The sequence below is a fragment of the Arcicella rigui genome (assembly GCF_034929435.1).
GTDB lineage: Bacteria > Bacteroidota > Bacteroidia > Cytophagales > Spirosomataceae > Arcicella > Arcicella rigui.
In genome coordinates, this window is record NZ_JAYFUM010000008.1 from 49,588 (window position 1) to 75,264 (window position 25,677).

19 protein-coding genes are annotated in these 25,677 nt (G+C 34.6%); 15 read left to right on the plus strand and 4 right to left on the minus strand.

Features of this window, described 5'->3' with window-relative positions:
• Window positions 1-134: 134 nt before the first annotated feature.
• Complete coding sequence (locus tag VB248_RS07775) at window positions 135-3,881, plus strand: sensor histidine kinase (protein ID WP_323296189.1); 3,747 nt, start codon at window positions 135-137, stop codon at window positions 3,879-3,881.
• 126 nt (window positions 3,882-4,007) lie between these two features.
• Here the strand turns inward: VB248_RS07775 and VB248_RS07780 are convergent, their stop codons facing one another.
• Window positions 4,008-4,907 (minus strand): DUF58 domain-containing protein, encoded by a 900-nt coding sequence (locus tag VB248_RS07780; RefSeq protein ID WP_323296190.1) that lies wholly within the window; start codon window positions 4,905-4,907, stop codon window positions 4,008-4,010.
• Window positions 4,908-4,932: 25 nt separating this feature from the next.
• Complete coding sequence (locus tag VB248_RS07785) at window positions 4,933-5,529, minus strand: septal ring lytic transglycosylase RlpA family protein (protein WP_323296191.1); 597 nt, start codon at window positions 5,527-5,529, stop codon at window positions 4,933-4,935.
• 252 nt (window positions 5,530-5,781) lie between these two features.
• Here VB248_RS07785 and VB248_RS07790 point away from each other — a divergent pair, with 252 nt between their 5' ends.
• The gene (locus tag VB248_RS07790; protein WP_323296192.1) at window positions 5,782-6,927 is read left to right on the plus strand and encodes a lactonase family protein; all 1,146 of its coding nucleotides are present in this window, start codon (window positions 5,782-5,784) and stop codon (window positions 6,925-6,927) included.
• A gap of 108 nt (window positions 6,928-7,035) precedes the next feature.
• On the opposite strand, the gene metH is transcribed toward VB248_RS07790, so the two are convergent.
• The gene (gene metH, locus VB248_RS07795) at window positions 7,036-10,857 is read right to left on the minus strand and encodes a methionine synthase (protein ID WP_323296193.1); all 3,822 of its coding nucleotides are present in this window, start codon (window positions 10,855-10,857) and stop codon (window positions 7,036-7,038) included.
• A 341-nt stretch (window positions 10,858-11,198) separates the two neighbouring features.
• On the opposite strand from metH, the gene VB248_RS07800 reads away from it, so the two are divergent.
• From VB248_RS07800 to VB248_RS07830, 7 genes are all read left to right on the plus strand, one after another.
• Window positions 11,199-11,660, plus strand: coding sequence for an Lrp/AsnC family transcriptional regulator (locus VB248_RS07800; protein ID WP_323296391.1), 462 nt, complete (start codon window positions 11,199-11,201; stop codon window positions 11,658-11,660).
• A 526-nt stretch (window positions 11,661-12,186) separates the two neighbouring features.
• Window positions 12,187-12,546, plus strand: a complete 360-nt coding sequence (locus VB248_RS07805) for a LytR/AlgR family response regulator transcription factor (protein ID WP_323296194.1) — start codon at window positions 12,187-12,189, stop codon at window positions 12,544-12,546.
• A 222-nt stretch (window positions 12,547-12,768) separates the two neighbouring features.
• Window positions 12,769-13,623, plus strand: a complete 855-nt coding sequence (locus tag VB248_RS07810; RefSeq protein WP_323296195.1) for a sensor histidine kinase — start codon at window positions 12,769-12,771, stop codon at window positions 13,621-13,623.
• 2 nt (window positions 13,624-13,625) lie between these two features.
• Complete coding sequence (locus VB248_RS07815) at window positions 13,626-14,384, plus strand: LytR/AlgR family response regulator transcription factor (RefSeq protein ID WP_323296196.1); 759 nt, start codon at window positions 13,626-13,628, stop codon at window positions 14,382-14,384.
• A gap of 429 nt (window positions 14,385-14,813) precedes the next feature.
• Window positions 14,814-15,950 carry a tetratricopeptide repeat protein gene (locus VB248_RS07820; protein WP_323296197.1) on the plus strand — a complete coding sequence of 379 codons (1,137 nt, stop codon included), beginning with the start codon at window positions 14,814-14,816 and terminating at the stop codon, window positions 15,948-15,950.
• Between the two features lie 173 nt (window positions 15,951-16,123).
• On the plus strand, window positions 16,124-16,495 hold the full coding sequence (locus tag VB248_RS07825) for a BlaI/MecI/CopY family transcriptional regulator (protein ID WP_323296198.1): 372 nt from the start codon (window positions 16,124-16,126) through the stop codon (window positions 16,493-16,495).
• Window positions 16,492-17,910: a M56 family metallopeptidase gene (locus tag VB248_RS07830; RefSeq protein ID WP_323296199.1), complete on the plus strand. Its 1,419-nt coding sequence runs from the start codon at window positions 16,492-16,494 to the stop codon at window positions 17,908-17,910. Before VB248_RS07825 ends, VB248_RS07830 begins: the two co-directional genes overlap by 4 nt.
• Window positions 17,911-17,984: 74 nt before the next feature.
• Here the strand turns inward: VB248_RS07830 and VB248_RS07835 are convergent, their stop codons facing one another.
• Complete coding sequence (locus VB248_RS07835; protein ID WP_323296200.1) at window positions 17,985-19,331, minus strand: DUF5106 domain-containing protein; 1,347 nt, start codon at window positions 19,329-19,331, stop codon at window positions 17,985-17,987.
• A 354-nt stretch (window positions 19,332-19,685) separates the two neighbouring features.
• Here VB248_RS07835 and VB248_RS07840 point away from each other — a divergent pair, with 354 nt between their 5' ends.
• The 6 genes from VB248_RS07840 to VB248_RS07865 all read left to right on the plus strand — a co-directional run bounded on the left by VB248_RS07840 (window position 19,686) and on the right by VB248_RS07865 (window position 25,553).
• Complete coding sequence (locus VB248_RS07840; protein WP_323296201.1) at window positions 19,686-21,773, plus strand: alpha-L-fucosidase; 2,088 nt, start codon at window positions 19,686-19,688, stop codon at window positions 21,771-21,773.
• A 308-nt stretch (window positions 21,774-22,081) separates the two neighbouring features.
• A complete protein-coding gene (locus VB248_RS07845; protein ID WP_323296202.1) occupies window positions 22,082-22,561 on the plus strand; it encodes a hypothetical protein in 480 nt (159 codons plus the stop codon).
• Window positions 22,562-22,563: 2 nt separating this feature from the next.
• Complete coding sequence (locus VB248_RS07850) at window positions 22,564-22,821, plus strand: hypothetical protein (RefSeq protein ID WP_323296203.1); 258 nt, start codon at window positions 22,564-22,566, stop codon at window positions 22,819-22,821.
• A 230-nt stretch (window positions 22,822-23,051) separates the two neighbouring features.
• Window positions 23,052-23,498 carry a hypothetical protein gene (locus VB248_RS07855; RefSeq protein WP_323296204.1) on the plus strand — a complete coding sequence of 149 codons (447 nt, stop codon included), beginning with the start codon at window positions 23,052-23,054 and terminating at the stop codon, window positions 23,496-23,498.
• A gap of 569 nt (window positions 23,499-24,067) precedes the next feature.
• Window positions 24,068-24,949: an Rpn family recombination-promoting nuclease/putative transposase gene (locus VB248_RS07860; RefSeq protein ID WP_323296205.1), complete on the plus strand. Its 882-nt coding sequence runs from the start codon at window positions 24,068-24,070 to the stop codon at window positions 24,947-24,949.
• 109 nt (window positions 24,950-25,058) lie between these two features.
• A complete protein-coding gene (locus VB248_RS07865) occupies window positions 25,059-25,553 on the plus strand; it encodes a peptidase associated/transthyretin-like domain-containing protein (protein WP_323296206.1) in 495 nt (164 codons plus the stop codon).
• Window positions 25,554-25,677 lie beyond the last annotated feature (124 nt).

A 25,677-nucleotide genomic window follows, 5' to 3' on the forward strand; every position in this document is an offset into this window, starting at 1 on the left:
TTTTCTAAGTCTAATTCATTACTTTCAAGAAGAGATATTTTTTTGTAATATTATAACAATTCCTAAAACCAATTTGTGTCGATTACTTTTACAGTCTTTGGCACTTTTACTGACCACTCGAAAGGTAAAATGCTATGAGCAATACGTTTAATAAATTATTTATTTCTTTCTTCCTAAAGAGGAATCTATTCCTTACTCTGACCTTAATCTTTTTTGGTTTAACTACCATCTTGTACTTGTTTGAAAAAAGTAGTTTTTCGGGAGGTGCGGCAAAGGTTTATACTTCTGATATTCAAGAGAAAGTAAACAGCGAACTACAAAAATCGGAGGAAGATTTAGAGAAAATCGTTGGACAAATCAATAAAACCAGTGCTTTTCATTTTAAAGACTTGAAGATTCCGACGAGTCACCCATTTGTTATATACCGTAACAAAGAGATAGTTTTTTGGTCGAACTACAAAGTTGTGCCACAGTATGATTTTTTAGAAGGAACAAATAATGCTAAAGCCTTTGAGTGGTCGGAAGGTGTTTCGCTTTATCATCGAAAAAAAGCCAAAGAAGACTTTGAAGTATTTTCAATTATTAACCTAAAACATTTTGCCGAAACCGATAGCAATACTCGTAAGAAAGTTTACAATCATGAAATTTTCAAATTAGACCCACAAGATATTTCGATAGCCAATAAGAAAAATAATGAAGTAATTCTTTCTGAAAAAAATGAGTTTCTCTTTTCGGTCATTCCACCCAATGCCGAAATTCTGAGTAATCATGCCTTTCCGTTCTATATCATCATTGCTGGCTTACTTTTCGTTTTGTCGTTAATTGCCTATTTATTTACTTGGATTTGGTTCTTTTACAACAGCAACCGACACGAATTAGTATTGGTCATCTTGCTGTCATTGGTATCTATCATACGACTCTCGATGTTGTATTACATGATACCTTATACATTTTATCAGTCTGATCTTTTCAGTTCGAGATTTTTTAATGCGTCGAGATTGTCGCCATCGCTGGGAGATTTACTGCTGAATTTGATTGCAATTGTGGTCGTGCTACTCTATCTGGTCATCTTTCATTACAAAATGAAAGTGTATTTATGGCTAATGAATCTCAGAGCAAGTATTAAACAAGTACTTTCGATTTTTTTCCTTGTCCTCAATTATTTTGGTGTATATTTTTTCTACAAAATATTAGTTAGCCTGTATGTAAAGTCTAACAACCAATTAGATATTTCGCTAAGTGTAGATTTCTGGAGTAAACCACTGGCGTTTTATTCTTTAGTGATTTTTATTCTTAGTGCTTTCGCCTACTTTCTAACGACGCATTTATTTACAAGTATCGTTCTGAAATTCAATCGAAATCAGCCTAAACTCATATACTTTTACATAGCTATCAGCTTAGTAATTTGTAGCGTTTGGGTTTATTTATTCTATCAATATAACCTGTTTATCTTCGTGATTCACAGTGTATATTTATTGGTATTGGTTTACAGTTCGTTCCCAAGTTATTTATATACTTTCAGATACAAAACTTCAATATACTTTTTCAGTGCAGCTTTGGCTTGTGCGGCAATCGGCAACTATGTCATTTACACCGAATTAGTAAAAAATGATGTTTATTTAAAGAAACAGTTCGGCGACAAATACTTCACCGAAAACGACGACAAAGCAGAATACTTACTGAGTCAGCTTACTTTAGCCATCAAAAGAGATTCAACTATTTTCAACGAAATCAAAAAACAAGAATTAGCCGGCGAACTGGTACAATCGCAAATTATCAGCAATTTGTTGGATAACTATTTTTCACTGTACAGCGTAGATGTTCTACTTTTTGATGCTTCGGGAAATTCTTTGAATAACGACATAGAAGCACGTGCTTATCAGAATTATGAAGAGACTTTCAGAACGCCCAAATACAGAACCAAGTACGAAAACATCTATTTTGTAAACGACTACAAAACTGATGCTGAAAAAGAGTATCTGAATTTTGTGACTTTGGAGAGTGAAGAAAACAAAATTGTAGGCTACATCATCATCGACTTGAAAAAGTCTAAAGGATATGCTGCGAGTACCCAAAATGCCAAGAGTAATTTGCCGATGGGCGAACAATTGGCTGCACGCAATTTCAGTTTTGCCGTTTATGATAAAGGAAAAATTATCTCGACGGGCGGACAAGGTTTTAGTTACCAAACCAAATTATCGTTCATAACCCTCAATTCAAGAAAGATTTTAGAAGAAGGCGTTGAAGAAAACGGCTATAAACACGTAGCGACTATATCGAGTAAAAGTAATGGAAAAATGATTGTAGTGTCGTCCGAAGCCTTGAGTATCGGTACAATCTATGCTAATTTCTCCTTCTTATTTTTGATTTTAGTCATCAATATCATCATTGTTGTATTGATTTACGCCATCAATTATGGCTTCTCGATTACCAACATGAACATCACCAGTAAAATCCAAATTTACTTGAATGTGTCGTTTTTGTTGCCTTTGATTTTGGTGTTGATTACTACTTTAGGAGTAGTAGGTACGAAGTTTCAAGAAAGTCAAGAACAAACTTATTTGAACCAAACCGAAAGTATCAGCTTCAACTTGATTCCAACAGTTGAAAAATTTGATGGTGGTAAAATGAGCGAAGAATTCTTGGCGGATACTGTTGCAAGGATTTTGAAAAGTAAGAATATTCAAAAAAATATCTGGATTTTTAATAAAAAAGGAAGATTAGTAGCCGCCACGAAGCCATCGGGAAGTGTAGATGAATTGATTCCCAAACAGATGAATCAGGAAGCCTACACTAAAATTTTCATTGAAAATGAACCAAGCGGTATTTTTACTGAAACACTCAATGATATTGAATTTCTTACTTCGTACATTCATTTAAAATCAAATAATGGCAAATTGATTGGTGTTTTGGGAATGCCTTTTTATGATGCAAAAGCCTATTATGAAAAGGAAGTTATCAGTGTAATCGGTTCTTTGTTAAATACTTTCACGACAATTTTCTTAGGTTTATTGATACTTTCATTCTTTGCATCAAATGCCTTGTTGATCCCTTTGCACTTGATTACCAACAAATTACGAAAAATAGACTTAGAAAAACCAAGCGAACCACTTTACTGGAAATCGGATGATGAAATCGGAATTTTGGTAAAAGCTTATAATGAAATGTTGGTTAAACTGGAAGAATCCAAAGCTGCTTTGGCGGATACCAACAAACAATCGGCTTGGCAACAAATGGCAAAACAAGTGGCTCATGAAATCAAAAATCCGCTTACGCCGATGAAACTTTCTTTGCAATTATTACAAAGAAAATTATCGCAAGGCTCGAATATTGATGTTGACCAAGTAAAAAAACAAATTGAATCTTTGACGGGTCAGATTGATAATTTGTCTTATATCGCCAATTCGTTCTCGGATTTTGCTCGATTACCGATTCCGAAAAGTGAAAAATTTGATTTTGTAGAAGAAGTGAACAAAGTAGTAAATTTATTTTCGGAAGACACCCAAATTCAGATTAACAAGTACGTTCCTAATCGAAAAATAATTGTAATCGGCGACCGCCAATTGACGGGAAACATTATCAATAACTTATTAGTAAATGCCATTCAAGCAGTTCCACCCGGCACAAAACCTGCTATCGAAATCGGTGTTGAAATTGGTATCGAAGCCGTTACTTTTAGAATCAAAGACAACGGAATCGGTATTCCAAAAGAAAGTCATGGTAAAATATTTATGTTAGATTACTCTACCAAAAGAGGTGGTTCAGGTGTTGGTCTAGCCCTTGCGAAATGGGTAGTTGATAATGCCAAAGGAAGTATTTGGTTGGAATCAAACGAAAATGTTGGGACAACTTTTTTCTTTACTTTACCGTTGGATTTGTAAATATGGAATAGTGATTGGTGATTAGTTTTTCAATCATCTAATTATCAGATACTTAAAATTTTTAAATAATATAAATTACTTGATTAAAAAATAAGGCTGATTGCTCTCAATGTAGAGCAATCAGCCTTATTTCATTTTTCCTCTTTTTACTAAATACGAAGAAAGGATATGTTCAAAACCTTCGGCAATATCGGCTTCGATAAAATCAATTTTATACTGTCCGCAACGCATTTTTAGTTCTTGATAAAACTGTCGAAGTGTTTTCTGATAGTCTGCTTTTACTTGTGATGGATTCAGTTTGATTCTTTCGTTTGTTTCTAAATCAACAAATTCGTAAGGTCGGTCTTCAAATTCAAAATCTGATTCAGTTTTCTTGTCGGTCACATGAAAAATCAATACTTCGTGCAGATTATGTTTTAAATGTTGAAGTGATGAAAAAATCTTTTCTGAATCTTCAATATTATCAAACATATCGCTAAAAATAATCACTAAGGAACGCTTATGAATTTTTTCAGCCAATTGATGAATCACCGAAGCAACGGCTGTTTTTTTATGATCATTGGGTTTATTGAGCAAGTATTCTAAATCCAAAAAGATTTTGTGAATATGCGAAGGCGTTGATTTTACAGGCGTTTGAATCTCTACTTCTGAAGAAAAAGTAACCAAACTAACGGCATCTTTTTGTTTTTGAAGCATATAAGCCAAAGCAGCAGCAGCCATCGTTGAAAACACAATTTTACCATTGGTTTTTTCTGGATAATACATCGACGACGAAGTATCAATCAGTAAATGACAACGCAAATTGGTTTCTTCTTCGTAGCGTTTGGTATAAATTCTATCCGTTTTAGCGAATACTTTCCAGTCAATATGCCTTGTACTTTCTCCGTTATTGTACAAACGGTGTTCTGCAAATTCAACAGAAAAACCATGAAAAGGCGATTTATGAAGTCCAGTAATAAAGCCCTCTACCATTTGTTTGGCAAGAAATTCAATATTACCGTATTGTCTGATTTGCGTTAAATCCATAATAAATTGCTAAGGATAGAGAATACTATTTTTTATTGGTACTTCCTTTTTGCTTTTGCTTTGAGAGTTTTCTTAAATACGAACTTACTCTTAAACGTCGGTTTTTCAATTTTGGATACTTTCGTTTTTGCCAATTTTTTTTCAGTCGATAAAAACGATGATATTTTAGTTTAGTTTTTTGATAAAATTTAGGTTCAAAACTTGGCGGAGCTACCAACTTTAATGTATCTACGGGTTCAAGCATAATGTCGCCGTCGAAGCCTACTACTTTTAAACGTACTTTCGTCAAACCGTGATGTGTCATTTTTAGCCAACGAGCAGGGTTTTCCGTCAAATCAATAATTCTTCCTTTTTTGTAAGGGCCACGGTCGTTGATTCTTACAATTACAAAACGTTTGTTGGCGAGGTTGGTTACTTCTACCATTGTACCAAAAGGCAAAGTCATGTGGGCGGCTGTGTAATGATTTCTTTTTAAAATTTCGCCCGTCGAAGTTGGTTTATTGTAAAAAGAATTAGCGTAAAAAGAAGAAATACCAAAGGATTCATCTCCTAATTTTTGCCCAAAAGTATGCGATGGAATCAACAACACAACAAACACAACTCCCAAAAGTCTATTTGACATTCTTTGTAATTTTATGGATTTATCTATGATTGAAAACGAAATTATCAAACAAAAGCAAAATGCAAAACTATACTTTTTAATTTCCTAAAAAAACATTTGTTAATCTTAGTGGATTGAAAATCTAATATTTACGCCAAAAACGAGTAGAAATACTCTTCACATACGATAATACTTTAGGAAACAGCCCAACAAGTAAAAATATTAATTGCTTATCTTTAGTACTCAAATCAATCTTTCTAAATTTTTAAAAACATGAATTTCAAAAATAAACTCTTGATTGCTCTATTGCTGTTGCTTAATACAGTGGCTTTTGCCAAAACCAATACTTTTAAAGCTACTCCAAAAGAATTTTATTTATTGGTGGGTACTTATACCTCTGGAAAAAGCGAAGGCATTTATGTTTATAAATTCAATAGCCAAACTGGTGATTTTCAATACATCAGTACGGCAAGAGGTTTGAAAAATCCTGCTTTTTTGACATTCTCGCCTAACCAAAAATTTGTGTATTCTGTGGGCGAATACGATAATGGCGGCGGTGTTTATGCCTTTAGTTTTGATAAAACAAAAGGCGAACTAACGCAATTGAGTACTCAGTCGGCAAACGGTGCAGGGCCTTGTCATATCAATATTGACAAAACAGGAAAATGGGTAATTGTAGGAAATTATGGTGGTGGTAGCCTAAGTGTTTTACCAGTTGAAGCCAACGGCGGTTTGGGCAAGGCTATTCAAACGATTCAACATGAAGGCAAAAGTGTGAATCCGAGCAGACAAGAAAAAGCTCATGTGCATTCTATCAATATTGCCCCGAACAATGTGGATATTTTTGTACCAGATTTGGGCATGGACAAAATCGTTACTTATCAATTAGATGCCAAAACTGGACAGCTTGCCGCTGGAAACCCTGCTTTTACTAAAGTACAAGATGGCTCTGGGCCAAGACATTTTACGATTCATCCAAACAAAAAATTTGCTTATGTTATTCAAGAGTTGAGTGGAGAAGTAACAGCTTTTAATTATAAAAATGGAGCTTTAACTGCTTTCCAAACGATTTCAACATTGCCAGCAGATTATAAGGACGGAAAATCTTGTGCTGATATTCACATTTCGCCTGATGGTAAATTTTTGTATGGTTCAAATAGAATTCATGATAGCGTCGTGATTTATTCAATTGACCCGCTCACAGGAAAGCTCACTTACATTGGTAATCAATCCGTTTTAGGCAAAAAACCTCGTAATTTTATGATTGACCCAACAGGTAAATTTGTACTGATTGCCAATCAAGACAGCGACAATATCACCATTTTCAAGCGTGACCCAATCAAAGGAACATTAACAGCCACAGGCAAAGAAATTTCAGTACCTACGCCTGTTTGTTTGAAGATGACCAGCATAAAATAAAACCGTAAATCGGGATTTCATCCCGAAATAACAAAACAGCCCTCAAAACAAATGTTAAGAGGGCTGTTTTTATTTTATTGCAGTTTTCGGGATGGAAACCCGAAGTACTTAATCGTAATTCAAAACTGGAGCTAACCATCTTTCTGTATCTTCCAAACTCATGTTTTTTCGTTTGGCATAGTCGATTACTTGGTCTTTAGCGATTTTGCCTAAACCGAAATACTTACTGTCGGGATGCGAGAAGTACCAACCACTCACCGAACTCGCTGGATACATCGCAAAGCTTTCGGTAAGAATAATTCCTAATTTTTCTTCGGCTTGTAATAATGTAAACAAAGTCGCTTTTTCGGTATGGTCTGGACAAGCCGGATAACCCGGTGCTGGGCGAATACCCTCATATTTTTCTGAAATCAACTCTTCAATACTTAATTCACCTTCGTTTGAATATCCCCAGAATTCTTTACGAGTACGCTCGTGCATCAACTCTGCAAAAGCTTCTGCCAAACGGTCGGCAAGGGCTTTTACCATGATAGAATTATAATCGTCATGGTCACGGTCGTATTTGTCCAATAAAGCCTCGATACCGATACCGGCCGTTACGGCGAATGCACCAATATAATCTTGTTCGCCAGTACTTTCTGGAGCAATAAAATCACTCAAGCAAAGGTTTGGCAAATGTGACGCTTTTTGTCCTTGCTGACGCAGATTGTGTAAAACCGTTGGCGTTGCATCGTTTTTACTTACTCGGTACTCCGTATGTTTATGAACACCATGTTTTTCACAAGGAATTTCACGAATTACTTCTTCAAAATCTGACAAAATAATATCGTCTTCAATTGAGTTGGCAGGATAAAAACCTACTACCGCACGAGCTGTCAATAATTTATTATCAATGATTTCTTTCAATAAAGCTTGTGCATCATTGAACAATTTACGAGCCTCCGCTCCTACTATTTCATTATCAAAAATCTTTGGATATTTTCCAGACAATTGCCAAGTAGAGAAAAATGGAGTCCAGTCGATATATTTGGCGATTTCGGCTAAATCGTAATTATCGAAATAGCGATTTCCTAAGAAAGTAGGCTTTTTCGCTTTGAAATTAGTCCAATCAATTTTGTCTTTATTCAACCTTGCCTTTTCAATCGGCACATAGTTTTTATCTTTTTGACGACCAGCGTGGTCGGCTCTCATCTGAGCGTACTGCGTTTTGATTTCGTCGAAAATCTCTTCTTTCGTTTGCTCACTTTGCATCAATCTACCAGCCACAGGCACACTTTTAGACGCATCCAGTACGTGAATGACTGGCCCAGAATAATGTGGGTCGATTTTTACCGCCGTATGAATTCTTGAAGTAGTTGCTCCACCAATCAACAAAGGCACTTTAAAACCTTGACGCTCCATTTCTTTGGCAACACCCACCATCTCATCCAATGAAGGCGTAATCAAACCCGAAAGTCCGATAATATCCACATTGTGTTTTTTGGCTTCTTCCAAAATCTTTGGTGTTGGAACCATTACGCCCAAATCAATGATTTCGTAATTGTTACAACCCAACACTACGCCCACAATATTTTTACCAATATCATGCACGTCGCCTTTTACGGTTGCCAACAAAATTTTACCTGCTGAAGAGCTTTCCCCTACTTGTTTTTCTGCTTCAATATAAGGCAATAAGTAGGCTACGGCTTTTTTCATTACACGAGCAGATTTTACTACTTGTGGCAAGAACATTTTCCCTTCACCGAACAAATCCCCAACTACGTTCATACCGTCCATTAATGGGCCTTCGATAACGTGTAAAGGTTTTTCTACTTGCTGACGAGCCTCCTCAACATCTTGGTCGATAAATTCGGTTAAACCTTTTATCAAAGCGTGTTCCAAACGTTTTGATACTGGTAAATCTCTCCAAGCATTATCAATTACTTGTTCTTTCCCTTTTGATTTTACGGTTTCTGCAAAAGTTACTAAACGTTCTGTTGCATCGTCTCTGCGGTTCAACAATACGTCTTCGCAAAGCTCCAACATATCTTTTGGAATATCATCATACACGCCCAACTGACCAGCGTTTACAATACCCATGTCCATTCCAGCTTTGATGGCGTGATACAAAAATACCGTGTGCATCGCTTCACGAACTGGTTCATTTCCACGGAATGAGAAAGAAATATTGGAAACCCCACCCGATACTTTGGCATGAGGAAGGTTTTGTTTAATCCAACGAGTAGCATTGATAAAGTCAACGGCATAATTGTTATGCTCTTCCAAACCTGTGGCTACTGTAAGAATGTTAGGGTCAAAAATGATGTCTTCTGCTGGAAAGCCTACTTCGTCCACCAAAATTCTATATGCTCTTTCACAAATTTCGATACGTCTTTCATAAGAATCCGCCTGACCTTGTTCGTCAAAAGCCATTACTACTGCCGAAGCACCATAGCGTTTTACTTTTTCTGCCGATTCTCTGAATTTTGCTTCGCCTTCTTTTAATGAAATTGAGTTTACGATAGATTTCCCTTGAACACATTTCAAACCTGCTTCGATTACTTCCCATTTCGAGGAGTCAATCATAATCGGCAATTTGGCAATGTCTGGTTCAGCCATCAACAAATTCAAGAAAGTTTTCATGGCTTCTACGCCATCAATCATTCCTTCGTCCAAGTTTACGTCGATTACTTGAGCTCCTCCATCTACTTGTTCACGAGCTACGGCAATGGCATCGTCGTATTTTCCTTCACGAATCAAACGAGCGAATTTTTTCGAGCCTGTTACATTACAACGCTCGCCAATGTTGACAAACATGGTATCTTCCTTGATTACCAAAGGCTCTAAACCAGAAATAATTTGGTCATTATTTGCTTCGGGCAATTGGCGAGGAGGATATTTTGCTGCTACTTCTGCAATGGCTTTGATGTGGGCTGGCGTAGTTCCGCAACAGCCCCCAATGATATTCATAAAACCGTGTTGAAGAAAATCTTCAACAATCACAGCCATTTCGGCAGGTGACTGGTCGTACTCTCCCATTTCGTTTGGCAAGCCTGCGTTTGGGTGAGCCGATACCATAAATGGAGCTTTATTCGCCAAAATTTGTACATAAGGACGCATCAAGTCTGCTCCTAAAGCACAGTTCAAACCCACAGAAAGTAAATCTATGTGTGATACAGAAGCCAAGAAAGCCTCTGTGGTTTGTCCAGATAAAGTACGTCCAGAAGCATCCGTAATTGTACCAGAAACCATCACAGGTATTTTGATGTCTGGCTTGGCTAATGCCGCTTTTGGATTATTTTGTTTGGGAATAGAAGTACTTTGTAGCGGACGAATTGTTCCGTTTTTCTTATCTGATTGATACAAATCAATGGCATATAATGCAGCCTTGGCATTCAATGTATCGAAAATGGTTTCAACCAACAATACATCTACTCCGCCATCTACCAAACCTTGAATTTGTTCATAATAAGCATCTACCAATTCATCAAAAGTAACGGCACGATAACCGGGGTCGTTTACATCTGGCGAAAGAGATAAAGTACGGTTGGTCGGGCCGATTGAACCTGCCACAAAACGAGGTTTGTTAGGATTTTTGGCAGTATATAAATCTGCTACTTCACGAGCAATTTTTGCTGATTCATAGTTTAATTCATACACATAATCTTCCATGTGATAATCCGCCATAGCGATAGATGTTCCCGAAAAAGTATTGGTTTCGGCAATATCTGCACCTGCTTCAAAGTATTTCGCATGGATTTCTTTGATTACTTCGGGCTTCGTGATAGAAAGCATATCGTTGTTTCCCTTTACTTCATGGGGGAAAGCACGGAATTTTTCACCTCTGTAATCGGCATCACTTAATTTATACTCCTGAATCAATGAACCCATCGCTCCGTCAAGAACAAGGATTCTGTTTTTCAAGATTTCTCTAATGTTAGGATTATTCATATTTTTTTAGCTGGAAGCTCTTGGCTAAAAACTTTGAGCTTTTTTGACTTATTAATCTTTTCTCGCAAAAACACCTTTCATGTTTTATCGTTTACTATAATAGTATGCGATGAAAACAAAAATCTAAGTTTGGATTCAAACAGCAAAGAGTACTTCTGTTGAATCAAATAACATAAATTAACTACAAAGTTATCCCAAAAAGATAATTCATTTACTTTATTCTACCAATTTGGATATAATTTCTACCCATAATCATATTGTCAGATAATATTTATTAAATTGAAGGAGTATTTTAAAGAATTACAGATAATTTATCTTAGTATTAACCCACAAAACACATCATTATGAAACTGGACTCAACCGACCGAGAAATTTTAAGGCATTTACAAGAAGATGCCCATCTAACAACCAAAGAATTGTCGGGCAGACTGAACCTCTCGCCTACTCCTGTTTATGAAAGAGTAAGGAGGCTTGAAAAAGAAGGTGTTATCAAAGGCTATGTGGCACTGGTAAACCGTGAAAAAGTAGAGAAAGATTTGATGGTTTTTTGCAGTATTCGCCTTAAAGAACACGCCCAAGAAGCTGGTGCAAAATTCGTTAGAGAAATTGTACAATTAGATGAAGTACAAGAATGCTATAACATTTCGGGCGATTATGATTTTATGCTCAAAATCATCGTTCATGATATGCGTGAATACCAAGGATTCTTGATGAATAAATTAGCATCTTTAGAAAATATCGGCAGTACGCACAGCATTTTTGTGATGTCTGAAATCAAAGCAGAAACAAAATTGAAGGTTTAGTACTTGTTCTGTTCTCTTTTGTTTCATCCTAAAAACAGCAAAGTAGCGATATTTTCACAATGCAAAACAGCGTAACTTATGTACAGTTCATAAATAATTTTGTTCAATTCAACTACATTTTTCTACTCATTGTCTTCATCTTTACCAACCTTTGCGTTGTATTTTCAGTTAGGAAGCTAAATTGGAAACATAATGTTCTTTTAAATATTAATTGAAAATTACTAACACATCAAAAATTAAAAACAACACTTTTATCTTATTAACTATTTCAGAATACTACTCTGTATCGACCTTTACTTACATCGAATGTTCGGAATCGGAGTAGTATTTTAAATTTACGGAAAGCTCCAAAAACAATTAATTTATCATTCCTACACAACCTAAATAAGATTTTCTCTCTCAACTTCCCTTCTTTATTTAGTCCAAAACGACTGAATAATTTTCTGTAAGTTTTTAGATTTTTTTGGGTTCGGGGCAAAGGGCAATCTGTACAAGTAAATAAGAAAAGCAGTGCTTGTACTGAACTATGAAAACAATCATTGTAAACCGTACTGTTGAAATACAAGTACATGAAATCATGTACCTAAAAGGCGAAGGCAATTATACGCACATTTTTTGCAGCAATGGCGAAAAGCTCATTGTATCAAGAACACTAAAAATTTTAGAAGAGCGAATCGACGACCCTTCGTTTATAAGAATCAACAACAACCATGTGATAAATCTTGCCTTCATTGTATCTTGCAAAAAAGAAGGTAGAAAATTAAGTGTATTTTTGGGCAATGATTTAAACTTTGATGTTTCCCGAAGAAAAACCAGCACTTTTAGAAAAGAATTGAAAATTAGGCATATAAAACCAATCAAAGAAAAGAGTTCATCAGCAAATTGAGGATTAAATAAAGGTTGGGATTTCACCTAAAATATCATTTTTTCAATTCCGTAAACTCAAAAATCTTTCATCAACTGAAAGTTTACGTGTATGAATTTTAAAAAAGTACAATCTATTTCATCATTTCCATATTTTTTATCCATGCTTTTTTCAAGCCTCGGGATAATTCTAAACAACAACCAGTTCCTCAGTTTCAATCCTATATACCTTTTTATACAATGGATGACCTACACCATGATATTAGTTTGTATTTGGTTTATCAATATCAGGATTATCCGATATAATTTTTATCAAACGATACTCATCAATCTTGTTCTTATTTTACTTTTGTCTTTACTGTCTGTTTATTTATTTTCTGCACAATGGCATACAAACGAAACTAATTTCAGAAACTTTTCTTCTTTCTACTTACTGATGTTTGTGGCAAGTATGATTTTTGTATTTTTTCAGAAATCGTTAGAGATTCAGTTTAAAAACAAAGAAGTAGAACTTGAAAATATCCAATTGAAATCCGAAAAGTTTTCGGCTGAATTAGACAACCTCAAAAAGCAAATCGACCCTCATTTTTTATTCAATTCATTTACCGTACTCCACTCGCTTATCCGAAGCGATAGCAGACTTGCAGAGCAATACTTACTCAACCTGACGGATTTATACAGAAATATTTTAAGAAATTATTCTGAAAATACGGTTTCCTTAGAAGAAGAATTGAACCTCATTAATTCATATTTACACTTGCAAAAAGCACGTTTTGAAAACGGGCTTCATGTTGATATTCAAATCAATAAGGAAGTAATGAACAACCAAATACCCATATTTTCATTACAATTATTATTTGAAAATTGTATCAAACATAATATCGTTTCAGACGAAAAACCGCTACACATCACTGTATTTCAAAAAGGGAAAAGCTATTTGTGCGTCAGAAATAATTTACAGTTAAAAATCAGAAATGAAGATTCAACGGGAAAAGGTTTAGCCAATCTAAAACGCCGATACGAATTATTAGGAGTCAACGATGGTTTGTCAATCGAACATAATCATCAGTTTTATTCTGTTACTATTAAACTTTTATAAAGATGAATATTTTAATTATTGAAGATGAAAACAAAACGGCATCTTTATTAAAAGAAATGATTGAGGAACAAGAACACTGTTTGGTGGTAAATATTTGTCAAAGTATTAGTAGTTCTGTTCAGTATTTGACTAAAAATCAAGAAAAAATAGACTTGATTTTTATGGATATACTTTTGGCAGATGGCGAAAGTTTCGAGATTTTCAAACAAATCACCGTAACCAAACCTGTCATTTTTTGTACTGCTTATGATAATTATATGCTAAAAGCCTTCAAAAACAATGGCATTGATTATATTTTGAAACCTTTTCAACAAAAAGACATTAACGCTGCTTTAGATAAAATAGGGTTTATTAAACTCAGTCTTTCTAAAATTAACGATTTACTGGAAGTTCGACAGACCAAACCTAAAACCTATCAACAAGCCTTTATCGTTGAGTCACGGGAGAAACTGATTCCTGTTTTTGTTGCAGACATTGCTATTTTCATTCTTAAAAATGAACATGTATATGCCATACAATTCAATGGCGAAAAAGTATCTATTTTCAAGCCTTTGGATGAAATAGAGCTGAGTATCAATCCTTCTATTTTTTTCAGAATCAACCGCCAAATGATTGTCAACAGAAAAGCGATAAAGGACATAGAACCCTTTTTCAACCGAAAAGTTATTATCAATTTAACGGTAGAAAGTGCAGAGAAAATCATCGTTAGTCGCCTAAGAGTGAGCGATTTTAAAAAATGGATTGAAAATCCAGAGCTGTAAATGTTCATTTCAACCTTAGATTTAGTCAATTCGTTAGCTTTTTTATTTTTATCTTTTCGAGAAAAGCTAACTTCAAAGATATTTTCAAGTCGAAACCATATACACACATATATGATTGAAACCAGATAATACGAATAACGAGTACAGTTTTGATGATGTTAAAACCTTCTTCATAACATACCTAACCTTTTTGTATTTATTTCAATTTGCCTAAGTAAAGGGTATCCAAAATAAAACAAATAACATTGGATACCCTTATTTATTTCTTCAACTAAATAATTCCTTGTTTTCGTGTCTCTTCCCAATCCTTGGCAATTTATTGCCGAACAGCCTATCTATCTGTCCTGAATCATAGAGGATTTTCTGATTTGTTTTTGTATAATATAGTGAATGTAGTATCTTTAAATTTAATAAATGTACATACATAGAATGTCTTATAAACTTCTTGCATTCATAATATTATTTATATCATCCTCTGTTTTTGGGCAACAAAAAAAACTTGATATTCTCCTTGCAAAATGGGAAGCGTACAAGCATGCCAAAAATCCAAAGTCCGATACTTCTATCGTAAACGTACTAAATTCAATCAGCACAGAGTATATCGAAAATACTTCTGATAGCTCTATTATTTTTGCCAATAAAGCCCTTGATTTAGCCCAATCATTACAGTATCATAAAGGAATCGCCACGGCTTATGCCAATATTGCCAAAAGACATTATACCAAAAGTAATTACGACCTTTCTTTGAAATTCATTTTGATGTCATTAAATATCTGTACGCAACAAAACGACAAAGCTGGGATGGCTAATGCGTATAATATAGTAGGTCTAATTTATTTAGCACAAAAAAAGACTAATTTGGCACTCAAAGAACTATACAAAGCCGTGAGTATCAACAAGAGTATCAATCGTTTAGATAGACTTTCGGCTAATTATATCAATCTGGGTTTGACTTACTTCCAAGCCAGTAAACTCGACAGTGCTATTCATTATTTTGTAATTTCAAAAACCATTAGTAACCAAGTAAATTCCCAACAGTTAATAGCAATGGCTGATAATCACCTTGGCGATTGTTACTTAGAACAAGGAAAAGTTGATACAGCTATTTCTTCTTACAAATCTGTTTTGCAGAATAGCCAATATCAGAACGATTGGGAAAATAGCTTTGCTTTTACAGGTTTGGCAAAATGTTATTATCAGCAAAAGAAATTTAAAGAAGCCATTGAAAACAGCCAAAAAGGACTTTTGTTATCTCAGAAAACCAATACCAAGTGGGACATAGAACGTGCTTTAAAAATTTTACATGAATCATACTCTGCCGTTGGCGATTTCAAAAATGCGTATCACTATTTATTGATGAACAAAGTTTATAGCGATAGCATTTTTAATGAATCCATGCAAAAAAAGATTGATGTACTTTACTTCAAACAAAAACAGCAAGAAAACAAAATACAGCTTGAAAAGAAACAAATGCTGGAAGAAAAAGAAATGTTTATCAAGTACATGCTTGCTACCATTATCGTAATCATCCTGCTGGTTTTAGTCAACAAGGCTTTGTATAATTAGTCTGTTTTAGCTCTTATTCAGAATTTTCTATTATCAAGTACTTCCAGTTTTTAAGCAAAATGCTTTACTAAAATCCCAACTTTCACACATTTAGACTAATATTTTTATATTAAATGTTTTTTTATTTCAATTTTTATTCTACATTTGTAGAGCAAACAAAACAAATGTAGAATATGCAATTATCAAAAGCAGAAGAACAACTCATGGAAGTAATCTGGAAACATGAAAAAGTTTTTATGAAAGACTTGATTGACAGTTATCCAGACCCCAAACCCGCTACTACAACGATAGCAACCTTATTAAAAAGAATGCAAGACAAAGGTTTTGTGGCTTATCAACTATTTGGCAACTCAAGGGAATATTATGCTTTAGTTAAAAAGTCTGACTATTTCGGTGAGCAAGTAAAAGGGATTATTGAAAACTTTTTCAACAACTCTCCTCTTCAATTTGCTTCGTTTTTTACTACTTCCACAGATTTGACCTCATCAGAATTGGAAGATTTAAAGAAAATCGTTGAACAAGAAATCAAACGCAAAGAACAATGATACTCTACCTCATCAAAGTAATCCTCGGTTCGGCAGTATTTATTTTAACCTTTAAACTCCTGCTTGAAAAGGAAAAAATCCATCGTTTCAATCGGGCTTATTTATTACTAAGCCTGTTGATCCCCTTTGTGATTCCTTCCATCACTTTTAATAGTACTATACCTATTACTACTATTTCAAACAATGAAATTGTTCAAACAAACTTTTTGGTAAACCAACCTATTTCGCCTGTAATAGCCGATACCGAAAGTAGAGATTATGCTTTTATCTTATTACTGACGATGTACGCATTAGTAAGCGGTGTACTTCTATTTCGTTTTCTGATAAATCTTTATCGAATTCTGATAAAAGTTCGACTTAGCGAAACACTTGAAGAGAATCAATTGACAATCGTTTTAATCAACGAAGAAATAAATCCTTACAGTTTTTTGAAATACTTGTTCGTCAATCAAAAAATGTTCAAAAATGGAGCTATTGAAAAAGAGATACTGATACATGAATATGCCCATATTATGCAAAAACATTCTTTTGACATCCTATTCGTAGAGCTACTTCAAGTATTTTTTTGGTTTAATCCATTTATGTATCTCTATAAAAAAGCAATTCAATTGAATCATGAATTTTTAGCAGACGAGGCTGTGATTAATGCCTGTGCCAATGTAACAAATTACCAATATTTACTGATTGCAAAAGCCAGTAAAAGCCAAGCGTTTCATCTATCAAGTTCATTTAATTTTCTTATAACTAAACAACGTTTAATCATGATGACTAAAACAAAATCTCCTCTGAATGCTTTCTGCCGACAAATGGCTCTTGTTCCAGTATTGGCACTAACGGTTTTTGCTTTAAGCACAAAATCATTAGCACAAGCACCTACTCCATCTGTTCCAACAGCGAAACAAAACCTTACACCAGCCAATAGTGAAGAAGCTTCGCAAGCTTTGATGGATGAATACGCAAAAATTGTTGATAGCAAAAAGAATAAAAATGGCACTATCCTTATATACAAATTTACTGATGCAGAAAGGGAAAAGTTATATTCCATTTTTCTGGCTATGAACCAAGAGCAACAAGCCAAACAAACTATCATATTTGTACCAACCCTACCACCACTCAAGAAAAATACACCAACACAAGAACAAATAGAAGCTTGGAAAAATGCAAAAATGTATGGTGTTTGGATTGACAATAAAAGAGTAAGCAACTCGGTACTAAACCAATATAAAAACACTGATTTTTCTCATGTTTTTGTAAGTAAGCTTGAGAAAAATGCTTACAATTATGGGAAGCATTATTATCAAATAGACCTAATGACGAATGCAGGATATGAAAAATATTATAAAGAAGCGATAGCAAAAAAGAACAAGTATGATATGTTTATGTTTGACGGTAAAAAAACTTACATGAGGGTCTAAATAAATTATTTAATTTGCTATTATTCAAATCTTAGTTTAGTCAACTTTTAAAAGTTGACTAAACTAAAACCATCCTACTTCTTCCCCTTTTCATTTACTTCAATAATTTTCAAATACTGCTCAATATCCAATTTTTTATTGGCAAGTATTTTTTTATCCTTGTCCAAAAAGAAGATGTTTGGATAAATCGTTGTGTTGAACTGACTTCTAAAATCTACTAAATTCATCGAATCAAAAACATTGATAAAGGCATTGGTTTTGTACTCTTTGATAAAATTCAACCACTTTTGTTTGTCTCTTGTACCGCAAGCCATATACACTTTTACGCCCTTGGCTGATAGTTTTGGATAAGCTGCTAATAATTCTCTGGTTTTTTCCTGACAATGATGACATTCTGGGTCATAAATCATAACCATTGTGTAAGGAGCTTTTACTCCGTACAAGGGCGTAAAATTATCCAAAGTATCTGTCAAACTCATGTTTGGAATTTTGTTTCCAATCAACACAGGTTTCATTAATGCAATGTACTCTTTGTTTCTTCTAAGTGAAGAAGTATCCCAACCCGACTCTGGGTCGGTGAGCATATACTTTTCAACTACATGAATATAAACGCCTTCACGCCCCATGATGTCGCTGGCAATAAATTTCTGGGCAAACTTCCCAACCATATATTTGCGTAAATCGGTCCTTCTGGGTGTTTTTTGGATTAAAGCATCAGCAATTTGAATAATTGTATCAGGTTCGTAATAAACAATATTTTTCAAATAGGAATCTAATCTATCACCCAAGAAAGGGGTTCTCAACATTCTTTCATCACCCAAATTGATATTGTCCCAATAATGTTTGAAGTAATAATCCGAGAGTTTCAGAGTATCTGCCATCGTCGGGTTGGCGGGTAGTGCTGGCGTTTCAATGTCTAAACCTGCTTTAAGAATATTTCCCGTAAAAGTACCTTTATGAGCCTCCGCATATTCTTTTTGGTACTGTTCCAATTCAGCATAGATCTTCTGTTTTTGTTCGGGCGAAGCTCCTTTTAGTTTTTGGGCTTTTAGATTGGTCGTCTTTACAAATTCTTGAAAAAGAATTGCCTCCGCAGAGCCTACAATACTCAAATGATTGGTATAATCTGCCGTGTCGGTTGTCATAGAAAACTTTTGGTCGTTCAGTACTAAATCGAACAAACGATTTCTGCCCAATGCCACTACATAAAAACCAGCAGGTAAATTTTGCTTCCCTTGAAAAATAGCCTTCCCTTTGGCATCCAAGCGAGCGGTGTCTTGTGAAAGAAAAGAGTTTTCGTAATGATGTACCAAGTACAAAGTAGAATCTTTTAAGCCCCTAATCGTTAGTTCGATGCGATGTTGGGCAAAAAGGTGAGAGGAACAAAATATCAAAATCAGTAAAGTATAAAGTTTTTTCATGTTGATAAATAATGGGTATTTTAAAAAGTCTAATGCCGAATTTACAAGCTTCTATTTGATTTAACGCCATTTTTGAACGCTTCTTATCTATCATTTTGATATTTTTAACATAACACGGTACAAAAAACTCAATTGATTTCTCCAATATTGCTTAAAATACTCATTTAAGGTAGCCCTAAACCCTTGCGGTTACGGAACTCAAAATCGTCAATAGAAGGCTTTACCTCTACTTCTACTTGCAGAAAAAAATAATTTTTCACCAGTATTTTCTATCTAATTTTACTTTAAAACGAAAGGTTATTTGGTGAAACAAAACTTAAAACATTTATTAAAAATAACTCAAATCTAACATTTATGAATCTTAAAAATTTGATTTTGGCATTCTTCATTTTTACGAATGCAAGTATTTCCACATTGGCACAAGTAAAAGCCCCTAACCTACTTTTGCCTGTTCCAAGTAAAAATCAATTGCGTTGGCAACAAATGGAGTATTATGCTTTTGTGCATTTGTCGGTGAATACTTATACAGATATGTCTTGGGGAAGAGGCGACGAAGACCCAAAAATATTTAATCCAGAAAAATTAGATTGTCGCCAGTGGGCAAGAATCTGCAAAGCCGCAGGCATGAAAGGCATTATTCTTACCGCCAAACACCACAGTGGGTTTTGTCTTTGGCCATCAAAATATACTGAGTACTCCATAAAAAACAGTCCTTGGAAAAATGGGAAAGGCGACATCGTGCGTGAAATGGCGAATGCTTGTAAAGAATACGGCTTAAAGCTGGGTATTTATCTATCGCCGTGGGACAGAAATCATCCAGACTATGGAAAACCTGAATACATTACTTATTTCAGAAATCAATTGCGTGAACTTTTGACCAACTACGGAGAAATCTTTGAAGTATGGTTCGACGGTGCAAATGGTGGTTCTGGCTATTACGGAGGAGCAAATGAAACCCGCAAAATTGACCGCACCACTTATTATGATTGGGAAAACACGTATAAACTTGTTCGTTCTTTACAACCAAATATCGTAATCTGGAACGATGGTGGCGACAGAGCTGACCTTCGTTGGGTAGGAACAGAAGCAGGTTATATTGGCGAAACCAATTGGAGTTTATTGAACGACAAAGGCGACGTTCCTGAAGAAATGCTTCGTTATGGCGTAGAAAATGGCAATGCTTGGGTACCGGGCGAAGTAAATACTTCTATCAGACCCGAATGGTTTTATCATCCAAAAGAAGATAGCCAAGTAAAAACTTTGCCACAATTGATGGATACTTATTATAATTCTATCGGTAGAAATGCTACTTTGCTATTGAACTTCCCCATCATGCCCAATGGTTTGATTCACCCTTTTGACGAAAAAGCGGTACTTGATTTTGGTAAAGCTGTAAAAACGGCGTTTGCGATAAACCTTATCAAAAACTCAAAAGTAGTAGCCTCAAATGTACGTGGGAATGACCCAAAATTTGGAGCAAATAAAACCATTGATGTAAGCAATGAAAGCTATTGGACAACCGACGATGAAGTAAAAACGGGTAGTTTAACCTTCAATTTTGCAAGACCTGTCACCTTCAATCGCTTTTTGGTACAGGAGTATATCCCATTAGGACAAAGAGTAAAAGCCTTTACTTTAGAAGCCTTCGTAAACAATCAGTGGGAGGAAATCGCCAAAGAAACTACCATCGGTTATAAACGCATTTTACGTTTCAAGACGGTTAAAGCGACCAAACTGCGTTTGAACATAACAGATGCCAAAGCTTGTCCATTGATTTCAAATATTGGCATTTACGACGCTCCGCAAATATTAGTCCCTCCCGTAGCCATGCGTGAGCGTTCGGGAGATGTTCGCATTATTCCAGCAGACATGGAATCGCAAATTTTTTATACGTTGGATGGAAGTATGCCAACCTTAAAATCAAATCAATATACTGAGCCTATCAAAACAGACGATGGCAAAGTACTCCTAAAATGTATTAGCTACGACCCTAAAAGTAAAAAGACCAGTACGCTGACAGAAGCAAAATTTGATGTTTCAAAAAGAACTTGGAAAATTGTTGGGATAGAAGACAAAGAAGCTAATAGCCTGTTGGATGGAAATACAGATACACAATGGTATCAGAAAAACACGCTAAAACTGCCGATAGACCTTGTGATTGATTTGGGAAGAACCCTAAAAATCAGCGGGTTTAAATACTTGCCAGACCAACATTGGTGGGGTTCGGGGATTATCAGTAATTATAGTTTCTTTATCTCAGAAAATGGTAACGATTGGAAACAAGTAGATGAAGGCGAGTTTTCAAATATCAAGAACAACCCTTTGTGGCAAACAAAAACCTTTAGCCCAAGCAAAGCACGCTATATAAAATTAAGAGCTTTGAAAAATACCGACGACAATCAGACAGTAGGTTATGCTGAAATTGATATTATTACGGAATAGGTAGTTATTAGGAATCAAATTTTTCCACTTAGCAGACGAATGAATTCGCCCGCTAAGTGGAATTTTATTTTTAGGAAGACCTTCTAATTGATTTTACCACAAAAATTACCGTATAATAAGTTTTTAGGAGAAAAGTGTAGTTTCAGATATAAAGTTTGTTTTTAATTTGATACTTTAGTGAATAAATAATTTTATATATTAAAAATATAAAAAGTACGACAGGACTTCCGCATATGAGTTAGTTAGCGGATATATTTAATGACATGCAAATTTCACGAGAAGAAACGTATAGACTAATTTGGAATCAAATGCAAAACTCAAAATTTAAAGAGTTTTATATAAATCTTTTGCTTGAAAAATTCCAGAAGAGAGAAAAGGCTATTAATATTTTTCTTGTGATAATTACATCTACATCAATATCAGCTTGGGCTATTTGGAAGTTAGACTACCTTAAATGGCTTTGGGCAACACTTGTTGCTATTTCTCAAATTGTTTCTCTAATTAAACCTTATTTGAATTACACTAAATATGCAAAAGAATTAAATGAAAAATATTTTTTACTTCAAACACTCAATGTAGAGTATGAAAAGCTTTGGTTAAGCTATAAATTTGAGAAGATTACAAATGAGCAAGCGTTCGAAAAAGCTTTTGATTTAAAAAACACTTTAACAAAAGGGTTAAGCTTTAGCGAGGAGATAATAATCGGTGAAAACAAGGAGATGGTAGCTCAAGCAAAAGAAAAATTAGCAAACTACTTGCGAACAAATTTTAATCATAAATCAAATTAATAATGGAAAACATTTCTTCAATCATTAAGAACTTTAAAAAGGTAAATCCAAATATAGATGACTCAATAATTATTGCTCATCTTAAAAATTTAGGTTATTCTGACAATGAAATTGAAGAGGCAATTGAAAATTCAGGTAATACAAATATTATTATACAAAATGTTTCTTCTTCAACAATAGAACTAGTAATAATGCCCGACATTGATGAGCCTTTTGACTTTCCTGACGATATCAAAGACGACCTAAATGGTAGACAATAATACATCCCCTCCCTCGCTGCTCTAGTGTTTTTTCACTTAGACCCACAAATAAATGCTTCTCTGACTGTACTAACTGCTTCAATTATTAAACAAAGCGTTACTTGGATTTATAAAGATTTCTTTTGAAAAGAAACAGTCTAAAAGTCCAAGCCACAGGCTTGAACCAGTACGTTAACCAGTGAGAAGAACAATAAAAAAACAGACAATCATACTTAACAAATAAAATAACGATGAGAACACTACTTTTCGCAGTTATATTAGTGGGAGTACTAATTGCTTGCAAAAATAATGACGTTGCTTTTCAACCTGCTTGTACAAATATTGTATTAGAAAAAGTAGATTGGACTTACTGCCGATTACACAACAATATCTATCCTATAAAATGTAATGATAATAATGACACATTAACTGTGAGGATTTTAAAATACTTAGACAACTATACTGGAATTGTTGATAATAATAATGGTAAAAATATAACCGTAGATAAGCCTTGGAGTGGACTCAAAGAAGATGGCAGGGTTTATACATTCAGAGTTATCAGAGCTTTTAATTTACCCGAGTGCTTTCAAAAAGAAGGACTAAAAATTAAATTTAGTGGAAATTTGAGACCTTCTTTTGGCGTTGATGATAGTGGAGGAGAATCTTTTGAATTGACAAAGATTGAAGTGATTCCTTAACCTAACTCGTTCGAGTATTAAGCAAAGCGTTACTTGGACACGATATTAAAGAGTATTGTTTTAATGCTCATGAATACTGAAATAGTACTTATGAGCATTAAAATTATACTCGTAAGTATTAAAACGATAATCCTGAGTATTCAATTGATACTCGTGAGAGTCAAAATAGTTCTCATAAGGATTAAAATGATCCTCAATAGTACTCATTTGATACTCGTGAGCATCAAAACAGTACTCCTAAGTATTAAAACGATGCTCAAGAGTATTCATTTGATAGTCGTGAGCGTTAAAATGATACTCTCTTCACTGGTGGTCTGTGTGTTTTTTAACTTAGACCCACAAACTGGTTCAAGTGTTAAGCAAAGCGTCACTTACACTTATAAAGATTTCTTTTGAAAAGAAATAGTCTATATGTCCAAGCCACAGGCTTGAACCAGTAGGTTACTAAACTGCTTTATACTCCGAAACTATTGGGTCTAATGCAAGCTATGACCGTACAAAATTGGACTGGGAAATCAATCTGACATCAACAAAATTTGTTTAAATTTGTCTAATACATTTAGACACAAATGATGAAAGCAAAATATATAAATCCCTTTACCGACTTCGGATTTAAGAAAATCTTCGGAGAAGAAGCCAGTAAGCCTTTGCTCATTGACTTCCTAAAGAGCCTTTTGCCAGAAAGCAACATAGTGGACTTGACCTTCAAAGACAAAGACCAAATGGGCAGAACGGAGGAAGACAGAAAAGCCATTTACGACATCTATTGCGAGAATAATTTAGGCGAAAAAATAATTGTGGAACTGCAAAAGGCAAAGCAAAATTATTTTAAAGACAGAACCGTTTACTATTCAACTTTTCCTATTCAAGAACAAGCCGAAAGAGGTGAATGGAATTACAAACTTAAATATGTCTATTGTGTTGGTATTCTGGATTTTAAGTTTGAAGAAAAAGTTACTAACGGAGAGGGAGAAGTAATTCACACAGTACAGCTTAAAGACCAAAACAATAAAGTATTTTATGAAAAGTTGAAATTTGTTTACTTAGAAATGCCTCATTTTGTAAAATCGGAAACAGACCTTGCCAATCGATTAGATAAATGGCTATACTTCATCAAGCACTTGGAGGACTTTCAGAGTATTCCAGAAGTCTTCAAGGACGAAGTTTTTATTCAAGCTTTTGAAAAAGCAGAAATAGCCAAGTATAGCGAAGCCGAACGCCATGATTATGAACAAAGTTTGAAGGTTTTTCGAGACAATAAAGCAGTTTATGAATATGCAGTCAATACAGCTTTTGACGAAGGGAAAGTAGAGGGAAAATTAGAAGGAAAGCTTGAGGGAAAATTAGAAAGAAGTATGGAGGTTGCGAAATCTGCCAAGCAAATGGGACTTTCGACAGCAGACATAATAAAGCTTACTGGACTTTCTGAAAGCGAAATCAATAAACTTTAGAACCCTCGCTAGTCGAGGTGTTTTTTCAATAGCTCCAAAAATAAATGCTTCTCTGACTGCACTCACTGGTACAAGTACTAAGCAAAACCTCGAAAGCCATTTCAGAAATATGAAAATATCAATACTTCTCTTCTCAGTTTTGACATTTTTATCTTTTCGACTTTGTGGACAAACTCGAACTATTGTAGGGCGTGTCTATACAGAAGACTTAGAAACTTTACCAGGCGTTTGGATTCAAATTTCAGACACTTTACGAATAGGAGAAACAGATATTGAAGGAAGATTTAAGATAAAAATCTCGCATGATATTGATAAATTAATTTTTCGTGCTGTGGGTATGGAAGCGACTACTTTACAAATTGACAATAGTTGTGATACAATTGAAGTTTTGATGATGTATCATGGAACATACGATTTTATTTCACCCAAAAAGATTGATAGACTTCGTTTAAGGCGTTTTAAGAAATTGCCTAAACTTCATTTGCAACTATATCAAAAAGGGGATTTTTCAACAAAAACTACCTGTTACTCGCAAATATTTGAATCGTTCAAAGCATATTTTGACAAAATAAAAAAAGACAAAAAAAATAGACATTCAAACTAAACTTAACTTGGCAAGTTAAAATAATCCCAACTAACACCCAAGCCAAACTCCTTATCAAAAGAAGATTAACAATTGCTATACTTGCCTTGAGTAAGCCTTCTCCCCTCTTTCTTTTCAGCGTCAA